Origin of the sequence: Lentzea tibetensis (genome assembly GCF_007845675.1) — a bacterium.
Lineage (GTDB): Bacteria > Actinomycetota > Actinomycetes > Mycobacteriales > Pseudonocardiaceae > Lentzea > Lentzea tibetensis.
In genome coordinates, this window is record NZ_VOBR01000027.1 from 95,249 (window position 1) to 111,686 (window position 16,438).

The 16,438-nt window shown below is 69.8% G+C and carries 15 protein-coding genes; 9 read left to right on the forward strand and 6 right to left on the reverse strand.

Going from position 1 to position 16,438, the window contains the following annotated elements:
- Window positions 1-27 precede the first annotated feature (27 nt).
- The 7 genes from FKR81_RS33170 to FKR81_RS33200 all read left to right on the forward strand — a co-directional run bounded on the left by FKR81_RS33170 (window position 28) and on the right by FKR81_RS33200 (window position 7,551).
- Window positions 28-1,665, forward strand: a complete 1,638-nt coding sequence (locus tag FKR81_RS33170; RefSeq protein ID WP_146358141.1) for an ABC transporter substrate-binding protein — start codon at window positions 28-30, stop codon at window positions 1,663-1,665.
- A complete protein-coding gene (locus FKR81_RS33175) occupies window positions 1,662-2,576 on the forward strand; it encodes an ABC transporter ATP-binding protein (protein ID WP_146358143.1) in 915 nt (304 codons plus the stop codon). The genes FKR81_RS33170 and FKR81_RS33175 overlap by 4 nt, the downstream gene beginning before the upstream one ends.
- The gene (locus FKR81_RS33180) at window positions 2,573-3,556 is read left to right on the forward strand and encodes an ABC transporter permease (RefSeq protein WP_146358145.1); all 984 of its coding nucleotides are present in this window, start codon (window positions 2,573-2,575) and stop codon (window positions 3,554-3,556) included. Before FKR81_RS33175 ends, FKR81_RS33180 begins: the two co-directional genes overlap by 4 nt.
- Window positions 3,553-4,404: an ABC transporter permease gene (locus FKR81_RS33185; protein WP_235921920.1), complete on the forward strand. Its 852-nt coding sequence runs from the start codon at window positions 3,553-3,555 to the stop codon at window positions 4,402-4,404. The genes FKR81_RS33180 and FKR81_RS33185 overlap by 4 nt, the downstream gene beginning before the upstream one ends.
- Complete coding sequence (locus FKR81_RS33190) at window positions 4,401-5,363, forward strand: ABC transporter ATP-binding protein (protein ID WP_146358147.1); 963 nt, start codon at window positions 4,401-4,403, stop codon at window positions 5,361-5,363. Before FKR81_RS33185 ends, FKR81_RS33190 begins: the two co-directional genes overlap by 4 nt.
- The gene (locus tag FKR81_RS33195; RefSeq protein WP_146358149.1) at window positions 5,360-6,724 is read left to right on the forward strand and encodes a GH1 family beta-glucosidase; all 1,365 of its coding nucleotides are present in this window, start codon (window positions 5,360-5,362) and stop codon (window positions 6,722-6,724) included. The genes FKR81_RS33190 and FKR81_RS33195 overlap by 4 nt, the downstream gene beginning before the upstream one ends.
- A 71-nt stretch (window positions 6,725-6,795) precedes the next feature.
- Window positions 6,796-7,551 carry an SDR family NAD(P)-dependent oxidoreductase gene (locus tag FKR81_RS33200; RefSeq protein WP_146358151.1) on the forward strand — a complete coding sequence of 252 codons (756 nt, stop codon included), beginning with the start codon at window positions 6,796-6,798 and terminating at the stop codon, window positions 7,549-7,551.
- Here FKR81_RS33200 and FKR81_RS33205 read toward each other — a convergent pair.
- The 6 genes from FKR81_RS33205 to FKR81_RS33230 form a co-directional block, all read right to left on the reverse strand.
- A complete protein-coding gene (locus tag FKR81_RS33205; RefSeq protein ID WP_146358153.1) occupies window positions 7,548-8,084 on the reverse strand; it encodes a hypothetical protein in 537 nt (178 codons plus the stop codon). The two genes, FKR81_RS33200 and FKR81_RS33205, sit on opposite strands and share 4 nt — an antisense overlap.
- Before the next feature lie 111 nt (window positions 8,085-8,195).
- Complete coding sequence (locus FKR81_RS33210) at window positions 8,196-9,440, reverse strand: MFS transporter (protein ID WP_235921922.1); 1,245 nt, start codon at window positions 9,438-9,440, stop codon at window positions 8,196-8,198.
- A 35-nt stretch (window positions 9,441-9,475) separates the two neighbouring features.
- Entirely contained in the window at window positions 9,476-10,018 is a 543-nt protein-coding gene (locus FKR81_RS33215; RefSeq protein ID WP_146358155.1) for a DinB family protein, read from the reverse strand.
- Window positions 10,019-10,057: 39 nt separating this feature from the next.
- The gene (locus tag FKR81_RS33220; RefSeq protein ID WP_146358157.1) at window positions 10,058-10,618 is read right to left on the reverse strand and encodes a DinB family protein; all 561 of its coding nucleotides are present in this window, start codon (window positions 10,616-10,618) and stop codon (window positions 10,058-10,060) included.
- A 19-nt stretch (window positions 10,619-10,637) separates the two neighbouring features.
- On the reverse strand, window positions 10,638-12,344 hold the full coding sequence (locus tag FKR81_RS33225; protein ID WP_146358159.1) for an ABC transporter ATP-binding protein: 1,707 nt from the start codon (window positions 12,342-12,344) through the stop codon (window positions 10,638-10,640).
- Between the two features lie 10 nt (window positions 12,345-12,354).
- Window positions 12,355-13,980 (reverse strand): ABC transporter ATP-binding protein, encoded by a 1,626-nt coding sequence (locus FKR81_RS33230; RefSeq protein WP_407936562.1) that lies wholly within the window; start codon window positions 13,978-13,980, stop codon window positions 12,355-12,357.
- A 109-nt stretch (window positions 13,981-14,089) separates the two neighbouring features.
- Between FKR81_RS33230 and FKR81_RS33235 the strand changes: the two genes are divergently transcribed.
- Window positions 14,090-15,364, forward strand: coding sequence for a lysine N(6)-hydroxylase/L-ornithine N(5)-oxygenase family protein (locus FKR81_RS33235; RefSeq protein ID WP_146358161.1), 1,275 nt, complete (start codon window positions 14,090-14,092; stop codon window positions 15,362-15,364).
- 69 nt (window positions 15,365-15,433) lie between these two features.
- Window positions 15,434-16,429 carry an iron-siderophore ABC transporter substrate-binding protein gene (locus tag FKR81_RS33240; RefSeq protein WP_222598482.1) on the forward strand — a complete coding sequence of 332 codons (996 nt, stop codon included), beginning with the start codon at window positions 15,434-15,436 and terminating at the stop codon, window positions 16,427-16,429.
- Window positions 16,430-16,438: the final 9 nt, after the last annotated feature.

A 16,438-nucleotide genomic window follows, 5' to 3' on the forward strand; every position in this document is an offset into this window, starting at 1 on the left:
CTCGCGCAGACGTACCGGGAGAGTCCCATGCGCAGGACAACTCTTTTCGTGCTGGCAGCCGTGCTCGCAGTGGCCGGGTGCGCGCCCAGCGGGGCGTCGAAGGCGGGCGCGGGCGTGCTGACGGTCGGCATGCCCAACGGCCCCATGACGGAGAACCACAACCCGTACCTGCCGACCTCGGCCGCGTCGTCGCTCGGCTACCGCTACGTCATCTACGAGCCGCTCGTGCAGACGAACCCGGTGCGGCCGACCGACAAGGGCACGCCGTGGCTCGCGACCGCGTGGGAGTGGGCGCCGGACTACCGCAAGGTCACGTTCACGCCGCGCGAGAACGTGAAGTGGTCCGACGGCAAGCCGATGACCCCGGCGGACGTCGCGTTCTCGTTCACGCTGCTGAAGGAGTTCCCCGCGCTCGACGTGCACTCGCTGCCGATCGACACCGCGACCGTCGTGGACGGCAAGGTCGAGGTGACGTTCACGCGGGCGCAGTTCGTCAACGAGCTCAAGGTGCTCCAGACGATCGTGGTGCCCGAGCACGTGTGGGCGGCGGTGCCCGACCCGGCGACGTACGTGAACCCCGACCCGGTCGGCACCGGGCCGTACAAGCTCAAGACGTTCACGCCGCAGACCACCACCGTGGTGCGCCGCGACGCGTACTGGCAGGAGCTGCCGAAGGTCCCGGAGATCCAGTACACGTCCTACAACGACAACAGCGCGCAGACGACCGCGCTGGCCAGCGGCACGAGCCAGTGGTCGTACGTGTTCATGCCGAACTACAAGACGCTCTACGTCGACAAGGACCCGGCGAACAACAAGCTGTGGTTCCCGTCCGGACTCGGCATCCACGGCCTGTGGATCAACCACACCGTCGCGCCGTTCGACAACGTCGCGCTGCGCCAGGCGATGAACGACGTGATCGACCGCGACGCGATCTTCCAGCGCGGCGAGGCCGGGCTGTTCCCGAAGCTCGAGAGCCCGACCGGGCTGCCGCGGCCGGCCGGTGACCCGTTCCTCGCACCGGAGTACGTCGATGCCAAGCACGAGGTGGACGTGCCGAAGGCCAAGGAACGTCTGACGGCGGCCGGGTTCAAGCTCGACGGCGGCGCGTTGAAGGACCCGTCCGGCAAGGCGGTGACGATCGAGCTCACCAACCCGGCCGGCTGGTCGGACTACCTCACCGACCTCGACATCATCAAGAACGACCTCAAGCAGATCGGCGTCGAGGCGACCGTCCGCACGCAGACCGCGGACGCGTGGACCACCGACTTCTCGAACGGCAAGTTCCAGGGCTCGATGCGCTGGACCGACACCGGCGGCACGCCGGACGACATCTACACCGACGTCATGAACGGCAACCAGCTGCGCCCGATCGGCGAGGCCGCGGGCGGCAACCAGGGGCGCTACAACAACCCCGAGGCCACGAAGGCGCTGGAGGCGTACGAGAACGCCACCGACGACGCCACCCGCAAGGCGAGCCTTGCCGTGCTGCAGAAGATCATGGTCGAGCAGGTGCCGATGATCCCGACGTCGGCCGCGCCGATCGGCGCCGAGTACACGACGAAGCACTGGACGGGCTGGCCGTCGGAGGCCGACCCGTACGCGCCGCCGCAGGCGACCCTGCCGAACGCGATCCAGATCGTCATGCGACTGAGCCCGGCATCATGAACGAGGTCGTGCTGGAGGCCCGCGGCCTCACCAAGCACTACCGGCGCGGCGCCCGCGCCGTCGAGGACGTGTCGCTGGTGCTGCGCCGGGGCCGGGTGACGGCACTGGTCGGCGAGTCGGGATCGGGCAAGTCGACGGTGGCGAAGCTGCTGGCGCGCCTGGTCCCGGCCACCAGCGGCGAGATCCTGCTGCGCGGCGAGAAGCCGGGTCGGTTCCGCGAGTACTGCCGGTCCGTGCAGATGATCTTCCAGGACCCGTTCGCGTCGCTGAACCCGGTGCACCGCATCCGGTACACGCTCACCAGGCCGTTGAAGATCCACCGCCGGAGCGAGACGCCGGAGCAGCTGCTGGAGGCGGTGCAGCTCCCGGCCGACTTCCTCGACCGGTACCCGCACGAGCTGTCGGGCGGGCAGCGCCAGCGCGTGGCGATCGCCCGCGCGCTGGCCGCCCAGCCGTCGGTGCTGCTGGCCGACGAACCGGTGTCGATGCTCGACGTGTCGATCCGGCTCGGCGTGCTGAACCTGTTGCGGGACCTGAAGGAACGGCTGCACCTGGCCGTCCTGTACATCACGCACGACATCGCGTCCGCGCGCTACTTCGCGGACGAGACGTTCGTGATGTACGGCGGTCAGGTCGTCGAGGGCGGCGACAGCGAGACCGTCACGCAGCACCCCGCGCACCCGTACACGCAGCTGCTCATCGCGTCCGCGCCCGACCCGGACCGGCCCGCGACCAGCACGCCGACACCGCTCGGTGAGCCGCCGTCGCTGGGCTCGCCGCCCGACGGCTGCCGGTTCAGCCCGCGCTGCCCGCAGGCCACGCCGCGGTGCTGGACGGACGCGCCGCCGCGGTGCTCGCTCGGCGACGGCCACTGGGCCGCCTGCTGGCTGTACGAAGAGGTCGTCGCATGAGGTTCCTCCTGCGGCGCACGGTGTTCTACCTCGTCACGGCGTGGGCCGCGATCACGGTCAACTTCCTGCTGCCGCGACTGCTGCCTGGCGACCCGGTGCAGGCGATGATCACGCGGTTCCAGGGCAGGCTGAGCGGTGACGCCGTCCAGTCGCTGTACGTCCTCTTCGGACTGGACCAGAACACGAGCGTGCTGGAGCAGTACCTGTCGTACTGGGGGAACCTGCTGACCGGTGACCTCGGGCTGTCGTTCACGTTCTTCCCGACGCCGGTGTCCGAGGTGCTGGGGCAGAGCATGCCGTGGACGCTCGGGCTGATGGGCGTCACCACGGTGATCAGCTTCGGGCTGGGCACCGTGATCGGCGTCTACGCGGGATGGCGGCGCGGCACGTGGGTCGACGCGCTGGTGCCGGTGACGACGTTCTTCTCGGCGATCCCGTACTTCTGGCTCGGGCTGATCGCGATCGCGGTGTTCGCGGTCAACTGGCAGGTGTTCCCGGCGGCGGGCGGGTACCCGGCGGGCATGGAGCCGGGGTTCAGCGGCGAGTTCGCCGGCGCGGTGCTGTACCACGCGGTGCTGCCGGCGGTGACGATCGTGGTCAGCTCGGTCGCGGGCTGGATCCTCGGCATGCGGAACATGATGGTGACGGTGTCGGCCGAGGACTACGTGCTCGTCGCGCACGCCAAGGGCCTGTCGCAGCGGCGCGTGATGATCTCCTACGCCGCGCGCAACGCCATCCTGCCGAGCGTGTCGGGTTTCGCGCTGTCACTGGGTTTCGTGGTCGGCGGCACGCTGCTGGTGGAGATGGTGTTCTCCTATCCGGGCATCGGGTACGTGCTGTTCCAGGGCGTCAACGCGAAGGACTACCCGCTGATGCAGGGCGTGTTCCTGGTCGTGACGCTCGCCGTGCTGGTGGCGAACCTGCTCGCGGACGTCGGCTACCTGCTGCTCGACCCGCGCACCCGGCGGGAGGCCTGGTGAACGCCAAGACCCGCGCCGGGCTCGCGCTGCTGGGCTTCTTCGGTCTGATCGCGGTGGTCGGGCCGTGGATCGCGCCGTACGACCCGTCCGCGATGGGACCGGACCTGCTGCAGCCGCCGTCCGGCGCGCACTGGTTCGGCACGACCATGACCGGGCAGGACGTGTTCTCACAGGTGCTGGTCGGCACCAGGGGCGTGCTCGTGGTCGGCCTGGTCGCCGGGGTGCTCGCGACCGTGCTGTCGATCGTGATCGGGGTGAGCGCCGGGTTCCTCGGCGGTGCCGCGGACGAGCTGCTGTCCGCGCTGAGCAACATCTTCCTGGTCGTGCCCGCGTTGCCGCTGATCATCATCGTGGCGTCGTTCCTGCCCGACTCCGGTGACCTGCTGATCGCGGTCGTGATCAGCCTGACCGCGTGGGCGTGGGGCGCGCGGGTGCTGCGCGCGCAGACGTTGTCGTTGCGCAACAGGGACTACGTGCTCGCCGCGCGCGCCACCGGTGAGCGCACGTGGCGGCTGATCGTGTTCGAGGTGCTGCCGAACCTGACCGCGGTGATCGCGTCCGGGTTCGTCGGGACGGTCATCTTCGCGGTGCTGCTGGAGATCACGCTGTCGTTCATCGGCGTGGCCAGCATCTCGAACTGGAACTGGGGCACGGTCCTGTTCTGGGCGCAGAGCAATCAGGCGCTGTCGCAGGGCGCGTGGTGGTGGTTCGTGCCCGCGGGCCTGTGCATCGCTTTCCTCGGCACCGCGCTCGCGCTGGTCAACTTCGGCATCGACGAGTACGCCAACCCGCGGCTGCGTTCCGCCGGGCGCGGAAAGGTCGGGTTCACCCCGGTGGAGCGGTCATGAGCGTTCTCGAGGTCCGCGGCCTCTCGGTCGACTACGGCACGTTGCGCGCTGTGCACGACGTCGACCTGACGCTGGAGCGCGGAGAGGTGCTCGGGCTCGCGGGGGAGAGCGGCAGCGGCAAGTCGACGCTCGCGTACGCGATGACCCGGCTGCTGCCGCCGCCCGGCGTGATCCGCTCGGGAACGGTGCGCTACAAGGGTTTCGACCTGCTGTCGCTGGCACCGGAGCAGCTGCGGACGTTGCGCTGGAACGACATCGCGATCGTGTTCCAGGGCGCCATGAACGCGCTGAACCCGGTCGCATCGGTGGCCACGCAGCTGCTGGACGTGTTCCGCGCTCATCGCCCGTCGATGCCGCGCGCCGCCCGGCTGGCGCGGTGCCGCGAGCTGCTGCACCTGGTCGGCATCTCGCCGGACCGGCTGGACAGCTACCCGCACCAGCTGTCCGGCGGCATGCGGCAGCGCGTGATGATCGCGATGGCGCTCGCGCTCGAACCCGAGATCGTGATCATGGACGAGCCGACCACCGCGCTGGACGTCGTGATGCAGCGGCAGATCCTCGAGCAGATGATGGAGCTGCGGGCCGCGCTCGGGTTCTCGGTCGTGTTCATCACGCACGACATCTCGCTGCTGGTCGAGTTCTCCGACCGCATCGCGATCATGTACTCGGGCCGGGTCGTCGAGGAGGCACCCGCCCAGTCGCTCTACCGCGCCGCACGGCACCCGTACGCGACCGGGCTGCTCGGCTCGTTCCCCGCGCTCCGCGGACCGCGCCGCCCGTTGCGCGGGATCCCCGGCTCCCCGCCGGATCTGCGGCACGTGCCGTCCGGCTGTCCCTTCCACCCGCGCTGCGCCAGCGCCATGGACGTGTGCACCGCACGCACGCCCGTGCTGGCGCCGGTTGATCAGCACCGCAGCGTCGCGTGCTGGCTGGAACACGAGAACAGAGGAGCCACATGACCATCGTCGGGCAGGAAGCCACGTCGGCCGACGTGACCGCCGGGCTGCCGGCAGACTTCTTCTGGGGGGTCGCGACGTCGGCGTACCAGATCGAGGGCGGGGCAGCAGAGGACGGACGCACACCGTCCATCTGGGACACCTTCGCCCGCAGGCCGGGTGCCGTGGTCAACGGCGAGCACGGCGACCTGGCGTGCGACCACTACCACCGGATGCCCAGCGACGTCGCCATGATCGCGGATCTCGGCGTCGACTCGTACCGGTTCTCGATCTCGTGGCCGCGGGTGCAGCCCGGAGGCAGCGGTCCGGTCAACCGGATCGGCATGGACTTCTACAAGCGGCTCGTGGACCTGTTGCTGGCCAAGGGCGTCCAGCCGTGGATCACGCTGTACCACTGGGACCTGCCGCAGGAGCTGGAGGACGCGGGCGGCTGGCCGGAGCGCGACACCGCGCTGCGCTTCGCCGAGTACGCGACCCTGGTGCACGACGCGCTGGGCGACCGCGTCGACACCTGGACCACGCTGAACGAGCCGTGGTGCTCCGCGATGCTCGGCTACGACCAGGGCGTGCACGCGCCGGGCCGCAAGAACTTCGGTGCCGCGATGCACTCCGTGCACCACCTGCTGCTGGGACACGGCCTGGCCGCGCGGGAGCTGCGCGCGCGGGGTGTCTCGGACCTCGGCATCACCCTCAACATGGGGGTGGCGACACCGTTCTCCGACGACCCGCGCGACGTGGACGCCGCCCGCCGCGCCGACGGCCTGGCGACGCGGATCTACCTGGACCCGTTGGTGCACGGGCACTACCCGGCGGACGTGCTGGAGGACATCGCGGCTCGCGGTGTGACCATGCCCGTGCGGGACGGCGACCTGTCGGCCATCTCGACGCCGCTGGACGTGCTCGGGATCAACTACTACTCGTCGCACACGTTCCGGGGTGGTGCGGATCCCGCCTTCCCGGTCGTGGTGCCGCAGTCGTTGCCGGTCACCGCGATGGGCTGGGAGATCGTGCCGTCCGGGCTCACGTCACTGCTGGTGCGGTTGCACGAGGACTACCACCTGCCCATCGTGATCACCGAGAACGGCGCGGCGTTCGACGACGTCGCCGACGCGGACGGGTTCGTCTCGGATGACGACCGGGTCGCGTTCATCTCCTCGCACATCGCCGCGGTCGGTGCCGCTTGTGAGGCCGGAGCCGACATTCGCGGGTACTTCGCGTGGTCGTTGATGGACAACTTCGAGTGGGCCTACGGGTACGCCAAGCGGTTCGGGCTGGTGCGGGTCGACTACGACACCTTGGAGCGGACTTTGAAGCAGAGCGCCCTCTGGTACCGGGACGTGATCCAGGAGCACCGCGGGCGGTGAGCTGAGGATCCGGTGGTGCACCCCTGCGGACACCACCGGATCCTGGCGCTCGGAGTGACATGATCGGTCACATGCCTTCGGCGAGGGAACGAGTCGCGCTCGTGACGGGGAGCTCGCGCGGCCTCGGCGCCACCATCGCACGACGCCTGGCCCGAGACGGCCTCGCCGTCGCGGTCAACGGCCTCCGCGGCGACGCGCAGGCACTCGAGGTCGCCCGCACCATCCGCGACGACGGCGGGACCGGTGACGCCTTCACCGCTGACATCACCGACGAGCAGCAGGTCGCCGAGCTGGTGGGTGCGATCACCGACCGGTTCGGCCCCGTCGATGTACTGGTGTTCAACGCCACCGGCCCGCAGCCGGAGGGCGAGGTGACCGAGGTGACGTGGGCCGATCACCTCGCCCAGCTGGACTTCTTCGTCAAGAGTCCCGTGCTGCTCGGCCGCGCGGTGCTGCCGGGGATGCGGACCAGGCGGTTCGGTCGCATCGTCCACGTGGACTCCGAGGTCGTCCACCGGCCGCCGCCCGGCAGGTCCGCCTACGTCGCCGCCAAGAGCGCGCAGGTCGGACTCACCCGCGGCTGGGCCCGCGAGCTCGCCCCGTTCGGCATCACCGTGAACACCGTCGCGCCCGGCTTCGTCCCCGTGGAGCGCCACGCGGACGTGTCCGCTGAGATCAGAAACGCTTATCTCGCTTCAGTTCCCGCCGGACGCATGGGAACCCCCGACGACGTCGCGCACGCGGTGAGCTTCCTCGCGTCCGAGGGAGCCGGCTTCGTGACCGGTCAGCGCATCGTCGTCGACGGTGGCCGCGGCCTCGGCAGTTAGGACCAGTTGCCCCTGATGGGTCCCGAGACGAAGGTGCCCCTGACCGTGTTGGTGTCGGTGTCGGTCAGGGTGACGACGGCGCGGACCTCGTCCTGGTCGGCTCCTCGGTCCTCGTCGAGGAGCCTGCCGGGCACGATCGTGTCGAAGTCGGCTCCGAGCCCGAACTCGGGATCCGCTCCGAGGTGGACGAGCGGGAGTCCGAAGAGGAGCTCGGCGAGCCTGCCGCTGTCGTCGCCGCGGATCACGGCCGTCAGCGGGTCACCGGGGTCGTCGATGTACTCCTGGGCTTCTTCGAAGCTCATGTGCACGTCGATGCCGACGTGGACCCGGTAGAACCCGTTGCCGAGCCCTTCGATCGTCAGGCACAGGTTGGCGTCGCGCGCGCCGGTGCACGTCCGTTCCGCGGACGCCGGCCCCGCGGTCAGGCCGATGGTGCCGAGGGTCATCGCGGCGGCGAGCGCCGCCTGCAGCCATCGGCGCCTGGTGCGGCCGCGGGGCCGGACGGTCGCCGCGGACGGTTCGATGACGGCCATGCTGGTCTCCTCGTGAACTGGTGCTGTTGCGGGCATGCCGGCAACACTCCGATGCCGAGGGGCCGTACTGGCGGATCCCGAACGAATCCGAACGCGGAGAAGGTGCCGGGCTCAACGCGGCCACGGTGACCGCGCTGACCGCGGAGGCTTCGGGAAGGGAGAAGGCCGCGCGAAACCCCGAACACCCATCCCGACCGCGGCGACGGCGGCCACGCACAACACCCCGCCGCTGACCAGTGCGAAACCGCCGGAGGACAGCCCGGCCACCAGCCCGCCACGCAGGTTGCCGAGATCCGGTCCGGCCTGTCCCACGATCTGCTCGGCGGCGGAAACCCGCCCCAGCAACGAATCCGGCGTGTGCAACTGGACCAGGGTTCCCCTGGACACGACGGCGACGGTGTCGGCGGCCCCGGCCACGACGAGAAACCCGAGCCCGGCCCAGGGGTTCGACGACAACCCGAACAAGGCCAGGGACACGCCCCACAGAGCCGAACCGGCCAGCATCACCAGCCCAGGACGAGTCCCGCTGGTGAACGCTCCGGAGAAGAAGGACGCCACCACGCCGCCCACGGCGATGGCGGACAGGAACAACCCGAGCGTGCGCGGGTCGTTGCCGAACCGCTCGGCGTTGATCAGCGGGAACAGGCTGATCGGCATCGACAGCACGGTGGCGGCGAGGTCCGTCAGCAACGCACCGCGCACCACGGGGTTGCGGGCCATGAACGCCAGGCCGTCCAGTACCCCGTGCAGTCCGGGCCGCGCGGGTGCGCCGGACGGCCGCAGCTCCGGCAACCGGAACGCGCCGTACAGGGCGACCGCGAACGTGGCCGCGTCGATCAGGTAGCAGCCGCCGACGCCGACCCACCCCACGACCAGGCCACCCGCGGCGGGGCCTGCCAGCATCGCGCCCTGGAACGCGATCCGGTTCAGCGCGAGCCCGGCCGCCAGCTGCTCGCGGGGGAGCAGCGCGCTGACGAACGTCCTGGCGGCCGGTCCGCCTCCCGCCACGAAACACGACTGCGCGGCGACCATCACCAGCACCACGGCGGGCGGGGAGCCGAGAAACCCCTGCACCGCCAGCAGAACCGCGCACACGGCCTGGCCCGTCGTCGTCAACAGGTAGAAGCGGCGGCGGTCGACGCGATCGACCAGCGACCCGGCGAACAGACCGAACGCGATCAGCGGCACCGCCTGCGCCAGACCGACCGCGCCGGTCCACACGGTGCTCCCGGTCGACTGCCACACCTGGAACATCACCGCGACCAGTGCCATCTGGCCACCCAGGCCGGAGATCGTGCGGCCGATCCACAGGCGGCGGAAGGCGCGGACGCGCAGCGGAGCCAGGTCGATCAGCACACCGAGAATTCTAACAGCACTGTTACATTCCGGTTTTACATGCCGGTGGCCCCGTCGATCCGCTCGCGCAGCAGGTCCGCATGGCCGTTGTGACGGGCGTACTCGACGATCATGTGGATCATGATCCGGCGCAGCGACACCGGCAGGTCGTGCCTGAGCACGGTGCCTTCGTCGTCGAGCGACGCGGCGGCCACGATCTCTCGGGAGCGGGCCACCTGCTCGTGCCACGCCGCCCAGGCCTCCTCGACGGGCCCGTCGAGGTGCTCGAAGTCCTGGTCCGGGTCGTCGTCGGAGTAGTAGATCATCGGTTCGTCGGAACCGAGGAACTGCGTGCTGAACCACCACTGCTCCGTGCCCGCGAGGTGCCGCAACAGGCCGTGCAGCGACAGGCCGGACGGCGGCACCGCCATCGTCGACATCTGCGCCTGGTCGAGGCCGCGGCACTTCAGCTCGAACGTCTGCCGGTGGTGGTCGAGGAACGCGATCAGCAGGTCGCGTTCGGACCCCGTGTACGGCACCGGCGGGCGCGTGTCGTCGGTGACGGTCTGGGCGTAGTTCTCCTCCGGGATGTGCACCATGGCCCGAGCATCGCAGAGGGGTCTGACAGTCGCGTGCGGTCAGGCCCCGGCCGCCCTGGCGGCCCGCTCGATCTCCGCGCGCCGGTTCTCCCAGTAGGCCGCGTCCCGGCCCGCCGCGTCCACGCTCACCGCACCGTCGATCTGTTCGCGCAGGATGTCGGCGTGCCCGGCGTGCCGGTTGGTCTCGGTGAGCAGGTGGACCAGGACGTTGAACAGCGTCACGTCGGGGCGCGGCCACCACGGCACGTGGCCGGGAGCGTCGATGTCGAGTGCGTTGATCGTCGCGTCGGCGTGGTCGCACGCGCGCCGGTAGCGGTCGACGATCTCGGCGCGCGTCTCGTGCTCGGCCGCCCAGTTGTCGGCGCGGCGCGCGGCCACGTCGTCCCAATGGAACAGGGGTTCGGGGAACGGACGCCCGAAGACCTCGCCGAAGTACCTCGCCTCCGAGGTCGCCAGGTGCTTGATCAGGCCGAGCAGGTTGGTGCCGGTGCGGGTCAGCGGGCGACGGGCGTCGTACTCACCGAGCCCGTCGATCTTCGAGAGCATCGCCTCGCGTATCCAGCGCAGGTCGTCGTGCAGCAGCGTCTTCGCATCGATCATGAGTACGAGAGTGCCTGAATCAGCGCGAACCCGACCAGGCAGCCCACAGCGTCGCGTACTTGCCGCCCGCCGCGAGCAGGTCGGCGTGCGTGCCCGACTCGACGACGCGGCCGTCCTCCAGCACGACCACGCGGTCGGCGGACTCGGCCTGCGTCAGGCGGTGTGCCACCAGCAGGCCGGTCCGGCCCTCCAGAGCCGACGAAGCGGCGGCCTCCAGGGCGCGGGCGCCCGCGCTGCCCGCGTCGGCGGTGGCCTCGTCGAGGATCGCGACCGGGCGGTCGGCGAGCACCAACCGCGCCAACGCGAGCTGCTGGGCCTGGGCGACGGTCAGCCGGTGACCGCCCTCGCCGACCACGGTCGAGAGTCCGGACGGCAGCGCGGACGCCCACGCCAGCGCGTCCACCCGTGCCAGCGCGGCCTCGACCTCGTCGACCGAGGCGGACGGGCGGGCCAGGCGCAGGTCGTCGATCAGCGGACCGGCGAACACGTGCACCTCCTGCGAGATCAGCGCCACCGAGTCGCGCGGATCGCCGCCCACGTCGACGGTTCCGGCCGACGGCGTGTGCACGCCGGCGATCAGCTTCGCCAGTGTCGTCTTGCCCGCGCCGGAAGCGCCGACCAGCGCCACCCGCTCGCCGGGCGACAGGTCGATGTCCACATCGGACAGCACGGGCCTGCCGGTGACGTACGAGTGGCCGACGCCGGACACCTTCACCGAGCCGTCCGCGACGCCGTCGAACGTGCCGCGGTCCGGGACCGGGCAGTCGACCACGCCGACGATGCGCGACAGGCTCGCGGTCGCGGACTGCACGTCGTCGGCCAGCGCCAGCGCCTGGTTGATCGGGTTGAACAGGCTGTGGAAGTACAACGCGGCCGCGGTGGCCGTGCCCAGCGTGGCGGAACCGTTGCCCACCAGGATGAAACCGGTCACCAGCACGCCGACGAGCCCGACGACCTCGGCCACGTTCAGGCGGCCGTAGAACTGGCTGAGCAGCTTGATCCCGCGCAGCGTCAACGACACCGCGGCCTCGGAACGCGTGCGCACGCGGGACAGGTGGTCCTCGCCGAGCCGGAACGCGCGGACGGTCGACGCGCCGCCGATGGTGTCGAGCAGTTGTTGCTGCTGCTCGCCGACGGCCGTGCGCTGCGCCGTGTAGACCTTCATCGCGCGGCCGCCGTACCAGCGCACCGTGTACGCCTGGATCGGCGCGGCGAGCAGCGCGGCCAGCAGGAACCGCCAGTCCAGCACCAGCAGCCCGACCAGGGTGAGCACGATCGTCAGCGACGCGCGCGCCATCGTCGGCAACGCGATGCGCACGGCGTCCGCGACCACCTGCACGTCACGGGTCACGCGGGACGTCAGGTCGCCGGCACCGGCCTTCTCGACCTGTTCCAGCGGCAGCCGCAACACCCTCGTGACGAAGCGTTCGCGCAATTCCGCCAGCACGCCCTCGCCGACCTTCGCCACCAGTGAGATGCCGAGCGCGGTGAGACCACCTTGCAGCAGTGCGACGACCACCAGCACCGCCACCGGCAGCAGGAACTCGTCGCGGCGCGCGGTGACCAGGTCGACCACGTGACCGAGCACCGGCGGCGCGACCATGCCCGCGCCGGTTCCGGCCACCAGCACGCCGAACGCCAGCAGCGTCAGCTTCACGGGCGCCAGCGAGCGCAGCACGGCCCAGGTTCGTGCGCCCGACGCGATCGGGAGCAGTTCGCGAGTCACAGGGATCCCCTCAGCTCAGCACCGCTGCGCGGTACGTCTCGTGGTCGCGGACCAGGTCCGAGTGCGTGCCGGACGCGACGAACCGGCCGTCCGACAGCAGCACCACGCGGTCCGCGGCACCCAGCAGCGCGGGGGAGGAGGCGACGACGATCGTCGTCCTATCCCGGCGCATCTCCCGGATGCCCGCGGCGAGCGACACCTCGGTGACCGCGTCCACCGCGGTCGACGGGTCGTGCAGCACCAGCACCGGTGGTGCCAGCGCCAAAGCCCGTGCGAGAGCGACGCGTTGCCGCTGCCCGCCGGACAGCGACCGGCCGCGTTCGGACACCGGCGTCTCCAGCGGCAGCGTCAACGCGGACGCGTCCAGCGCGCCGTCGACGTCACCGACCACGTTGGACGCCACGGTTCCCTCGAACAGATCGGCGTCGTGCGCGGCGACCACCACCGAGCCGCGCAACGAGGACACGTCCACAGTGGACACGCACACGCCGTCCAGCTCGACGGACCCGGCCGTGGGGTCGACCTCGCGGCCCAGCAGCCGCAGCAGCGCGGCGGCGTCCGCCGGATCCGGTGCCACGACACCGAGCAGCTCGCCCGGCCGCACCTCGAGATCCAGTGACCGCAACGAGTCCGAGCTCACGCCGGACAACCGCAGGTGCCCGCGCACGTCGGACGGCAGCGAGCCAGCAGCGGGCGGAACCGCGTACGGGGCCGAGAGGACCTCGGTCACCCGCTTCGCGGAAGCCCTGCCCTGCGCGAACAAGCCGTTCACCCACGAGAAGATGGTCAACGGCCACAACAGGAACTGCGCGAGCCCGACGGCCGCCACGAGCTGACCGACGGTGATGTCGCCCTGCACGGCCAGCTTGCCGCCGACCAGTGCGATCAGTGCCAGGAACAACCCGGTCAGCGTCAGCACGGAGCCTTCGAGCAACGACTGCGCCCGCGCGGCGCGCACGGCCGCGACCAGCGAGCCCTGGCTGGTGAGGTGGTAGCGGGACGCGGCGGTCGACTCGGCGCCGATGCCCTTCAACGCCCGCAGCCCGCTCACCAGGTCCGCTGCGATGCCGGACGCCTGCGCGGCGCGGTCCTGCTCGGCCTCGCTGCGCCGTTCCAGCGGCTTGCCGAGCAGGTGCGCGAGCACCAGCATCAGCGGTGCCACGACGAGGATCAGCAGGCCGAGCGGCACGGACACCCGCAGCAGCGCGACCGCGCCGACGACCAGCCCGACGACCGCGGCGAACGCGATCGGCAGCGCCAGGTTCACCGAGCCGACGCGCTTCGCGTCACCGGTCGCGATGCTGGCCAGCTCACCGGACAGCCGCCCGTTCTCCGCACCGCCACCGCTGTGCAGGACGCGCGCGGTCAGCTCCATCCGAATCGCATGTGAGGCCCGCTCGGATCCGCGTTCGCCGAGCCGCAGGGAGAACCGGAAGCTCAGCGACAGCACCACGAACAGTCCGATCAGCACCGCGACCAACCGCGCCAGCGCGCCCGCGTCGCCGGTGGCCACCGCCTCGTCGATGATCACGCCGATCAGTACCGGGACGAGTGCCTCTCCTGTCTGGTGCATCGCGCCGAGCGCGGAAGCCGCGCTGACACAACGCCATTGGCCGGCGATCGCACGCCACAGCACGTTCGTCCACCTCCTGGGGCGGTGTAGATCACGTCCGAATGCACTAGCTAAGGCGTGCCTTAGTTAAGTTAGGGTTACTTTACAACTGACCCCGAGGAGTCGAACAGCCATGCCGTCTGAGCCCGTGCACGACCTCGTCGGAATTGGTTTCGGTCCGTCCAACCTCGCGCTGGCGATCGCCGTTCACGAGCACGAACGGCCTGTCACCGCGCGGTTCTTCGAGAAGCAGCCCGCATTCGGGTGGCACCGGGGCATGCTGCTCGAGGATGCCACGATGCAGGTCTCGTTCCTCAAGGACCTCGTCACACTCCGCAACCCGCGCAGCGAGTTCAGCTTCCTCTGCTACCTGCGCGACCGGGGCAGGCTGATCGACTTCGTCAACCACAAGAACCTCTTCCCGCTGCGCGTGGAGTTCCACGACTACTTCGAGTGGGCGGCGGAAAAGGTCGCGCACCTCGTGTCCTACGGCACGGAAGTGGTTCAGGTCACAAGTGACGGTGACGTATTCGAGGTCACCACGAACGACGGCCAGGTGACGGTGGCGCGCAATCTCGTGATGGCGACGGGACTCGAGCCGAACCTGCCGGAGGGAATCGAGACCGGCGAACGGATCTGGCACAACCGGGAACTGCTGCACCGCGTCGAGCAGGTGAACGACCCGCAACGATTCGTCGTCGTCGGCGCCGGCCAGAGCGCGGCCGAGGTGACCGCGTTCCTGCACGACCGCTTCCCCGCGGCCGAGGTGTGCGGTGTGTTCGCCCGCTACGGCTACAGCCCGGCCGACGACAGCTCGTTCGCGAACCGCATCTTCGACCCCGCGGCCGTCGACGACTTCTACTCCGCGCCCGAGGACGTCAAGCGCAAGCTGATGGCGTACCACGGGAACACGAACTTCGCGGTGGTCGACCTCGATCTCATCCAGGAGCTGTACCGGCGCGTCTACCGCGAGAAGGTGCTGAACCGCCAGCGGTTGCGGCTCTACAACACGTCCAGGCTCGTCGATGTCGCCGACGACGGCGCGAAGGTCAGCGCGACGGTCGAATCGCTCGCCGACGGCAGCCGGCGGAATGTCGAAGCCGATGTCGTTGTGTATTCGACCGGTTACCGTCCGGCGAATCCGGTCAGGTTGCTGGGAAGTCTCGCCGAACATTGTCGCCGCGACGCCGACACGCGACTGAAGATCGACCGCGACTACCGCGTCGTCACGTCGCCTGACCTGCGGTGCGGCATCTACCTGCAGGGCGGCACGGAACACACGCACGGCATCACGTCCTCGCTCTTGTCGAACACCGCGGTGCGCGTGGGTGAGATCTTGGGCTCAATTCTTGATCACGGCGCAGCTGTGACCGTTCCGCAGTCGCGCATCGCCGTCAGCGTGGGTTAGGGTGCCCTCAATTCGGTTAGGTTTACCTAACTCTTTGGGTCCGTCGCTGAAGGGAAGACGATGTCTCGGATGAGAGGGCTGCCGATCGTGGCGGTCTCGCTGGCCGCCGCGATGGCGCTGGCTGCGTGCGGTGGGGGCAGCAGTGCCCAGCCTGGTGGCAACACGACCGCGCAGACCGGTGCTTTCCCGGTCACCGTCGAGCACAAGCTCGGCAAGACCGAGATCAAGTCCGAGCCGAAGCGGGTCGTCACCCTCGGCCTGTCGGACCACGACGCCGTGGTGGCGCTCGGCGTCAAGCCGGTCGGCGTCATCGACTGGTTCAAGGAGCGCCCGTGGGGCAACTGGCCGTGGCTGGCCGGCAAGCTCGGTGACACGCCGCCGGAGATCGTCGGCGAGCGCGACGAGTACAACGTCGAGAAGATCGCGTCGCTGAAGCCGGACCTGATCCTGGCGCACTACTCCGGCATCAAGAAGGAGCAGTACGACACGCTGTCGCAGATCGCTCCGGTCGTCGCGCAGGTCCCCGGCTTCGAGGACTACGGCGCCCCGATGCAGGAGATGGCCAAGCTGACGGCCAAGGCGCTCGGCCGCTCCGCCGAGATGGACAGGCTCATCGCCGAGATGGACGGCAAGTTCAAGGCCGTCCGCGACAAGCACCCCGAGTGGGCAGGCAAGACGGCTCTCGTGGCCGACTCGTTCCAGGCGGGCAACTTCGCGGTCTTCGCGGACCACGACCCGAAGATGAAGTTCATGCTGGACCTCGGCTTCAAGCTGCCGGAGAGCATCAAGAAGGAAGTCGGCAAGTCGAACGTCGTCGACTACAGCTACGAGAAGCTGGACGTGCTGGAGGCGGACCGCCTCGTCTGGCTGATGAGCAGCCCGCAGGTGGTCGAGGGGATCAAGGGCCAGGAGCTGTACAAGCGCACGAACGTGGTGAAGGACGACCACGTTCTGTACCTGACCTACCAGGACCCGCCCGTCGGTGCCGCCATGTCGTTCAACACGGTGCTGAGCATCCCCTACGCGCTCGACAACGTGGTGCCGAAGCTCGAAGCGATCAAGTAGCAGTTGTGA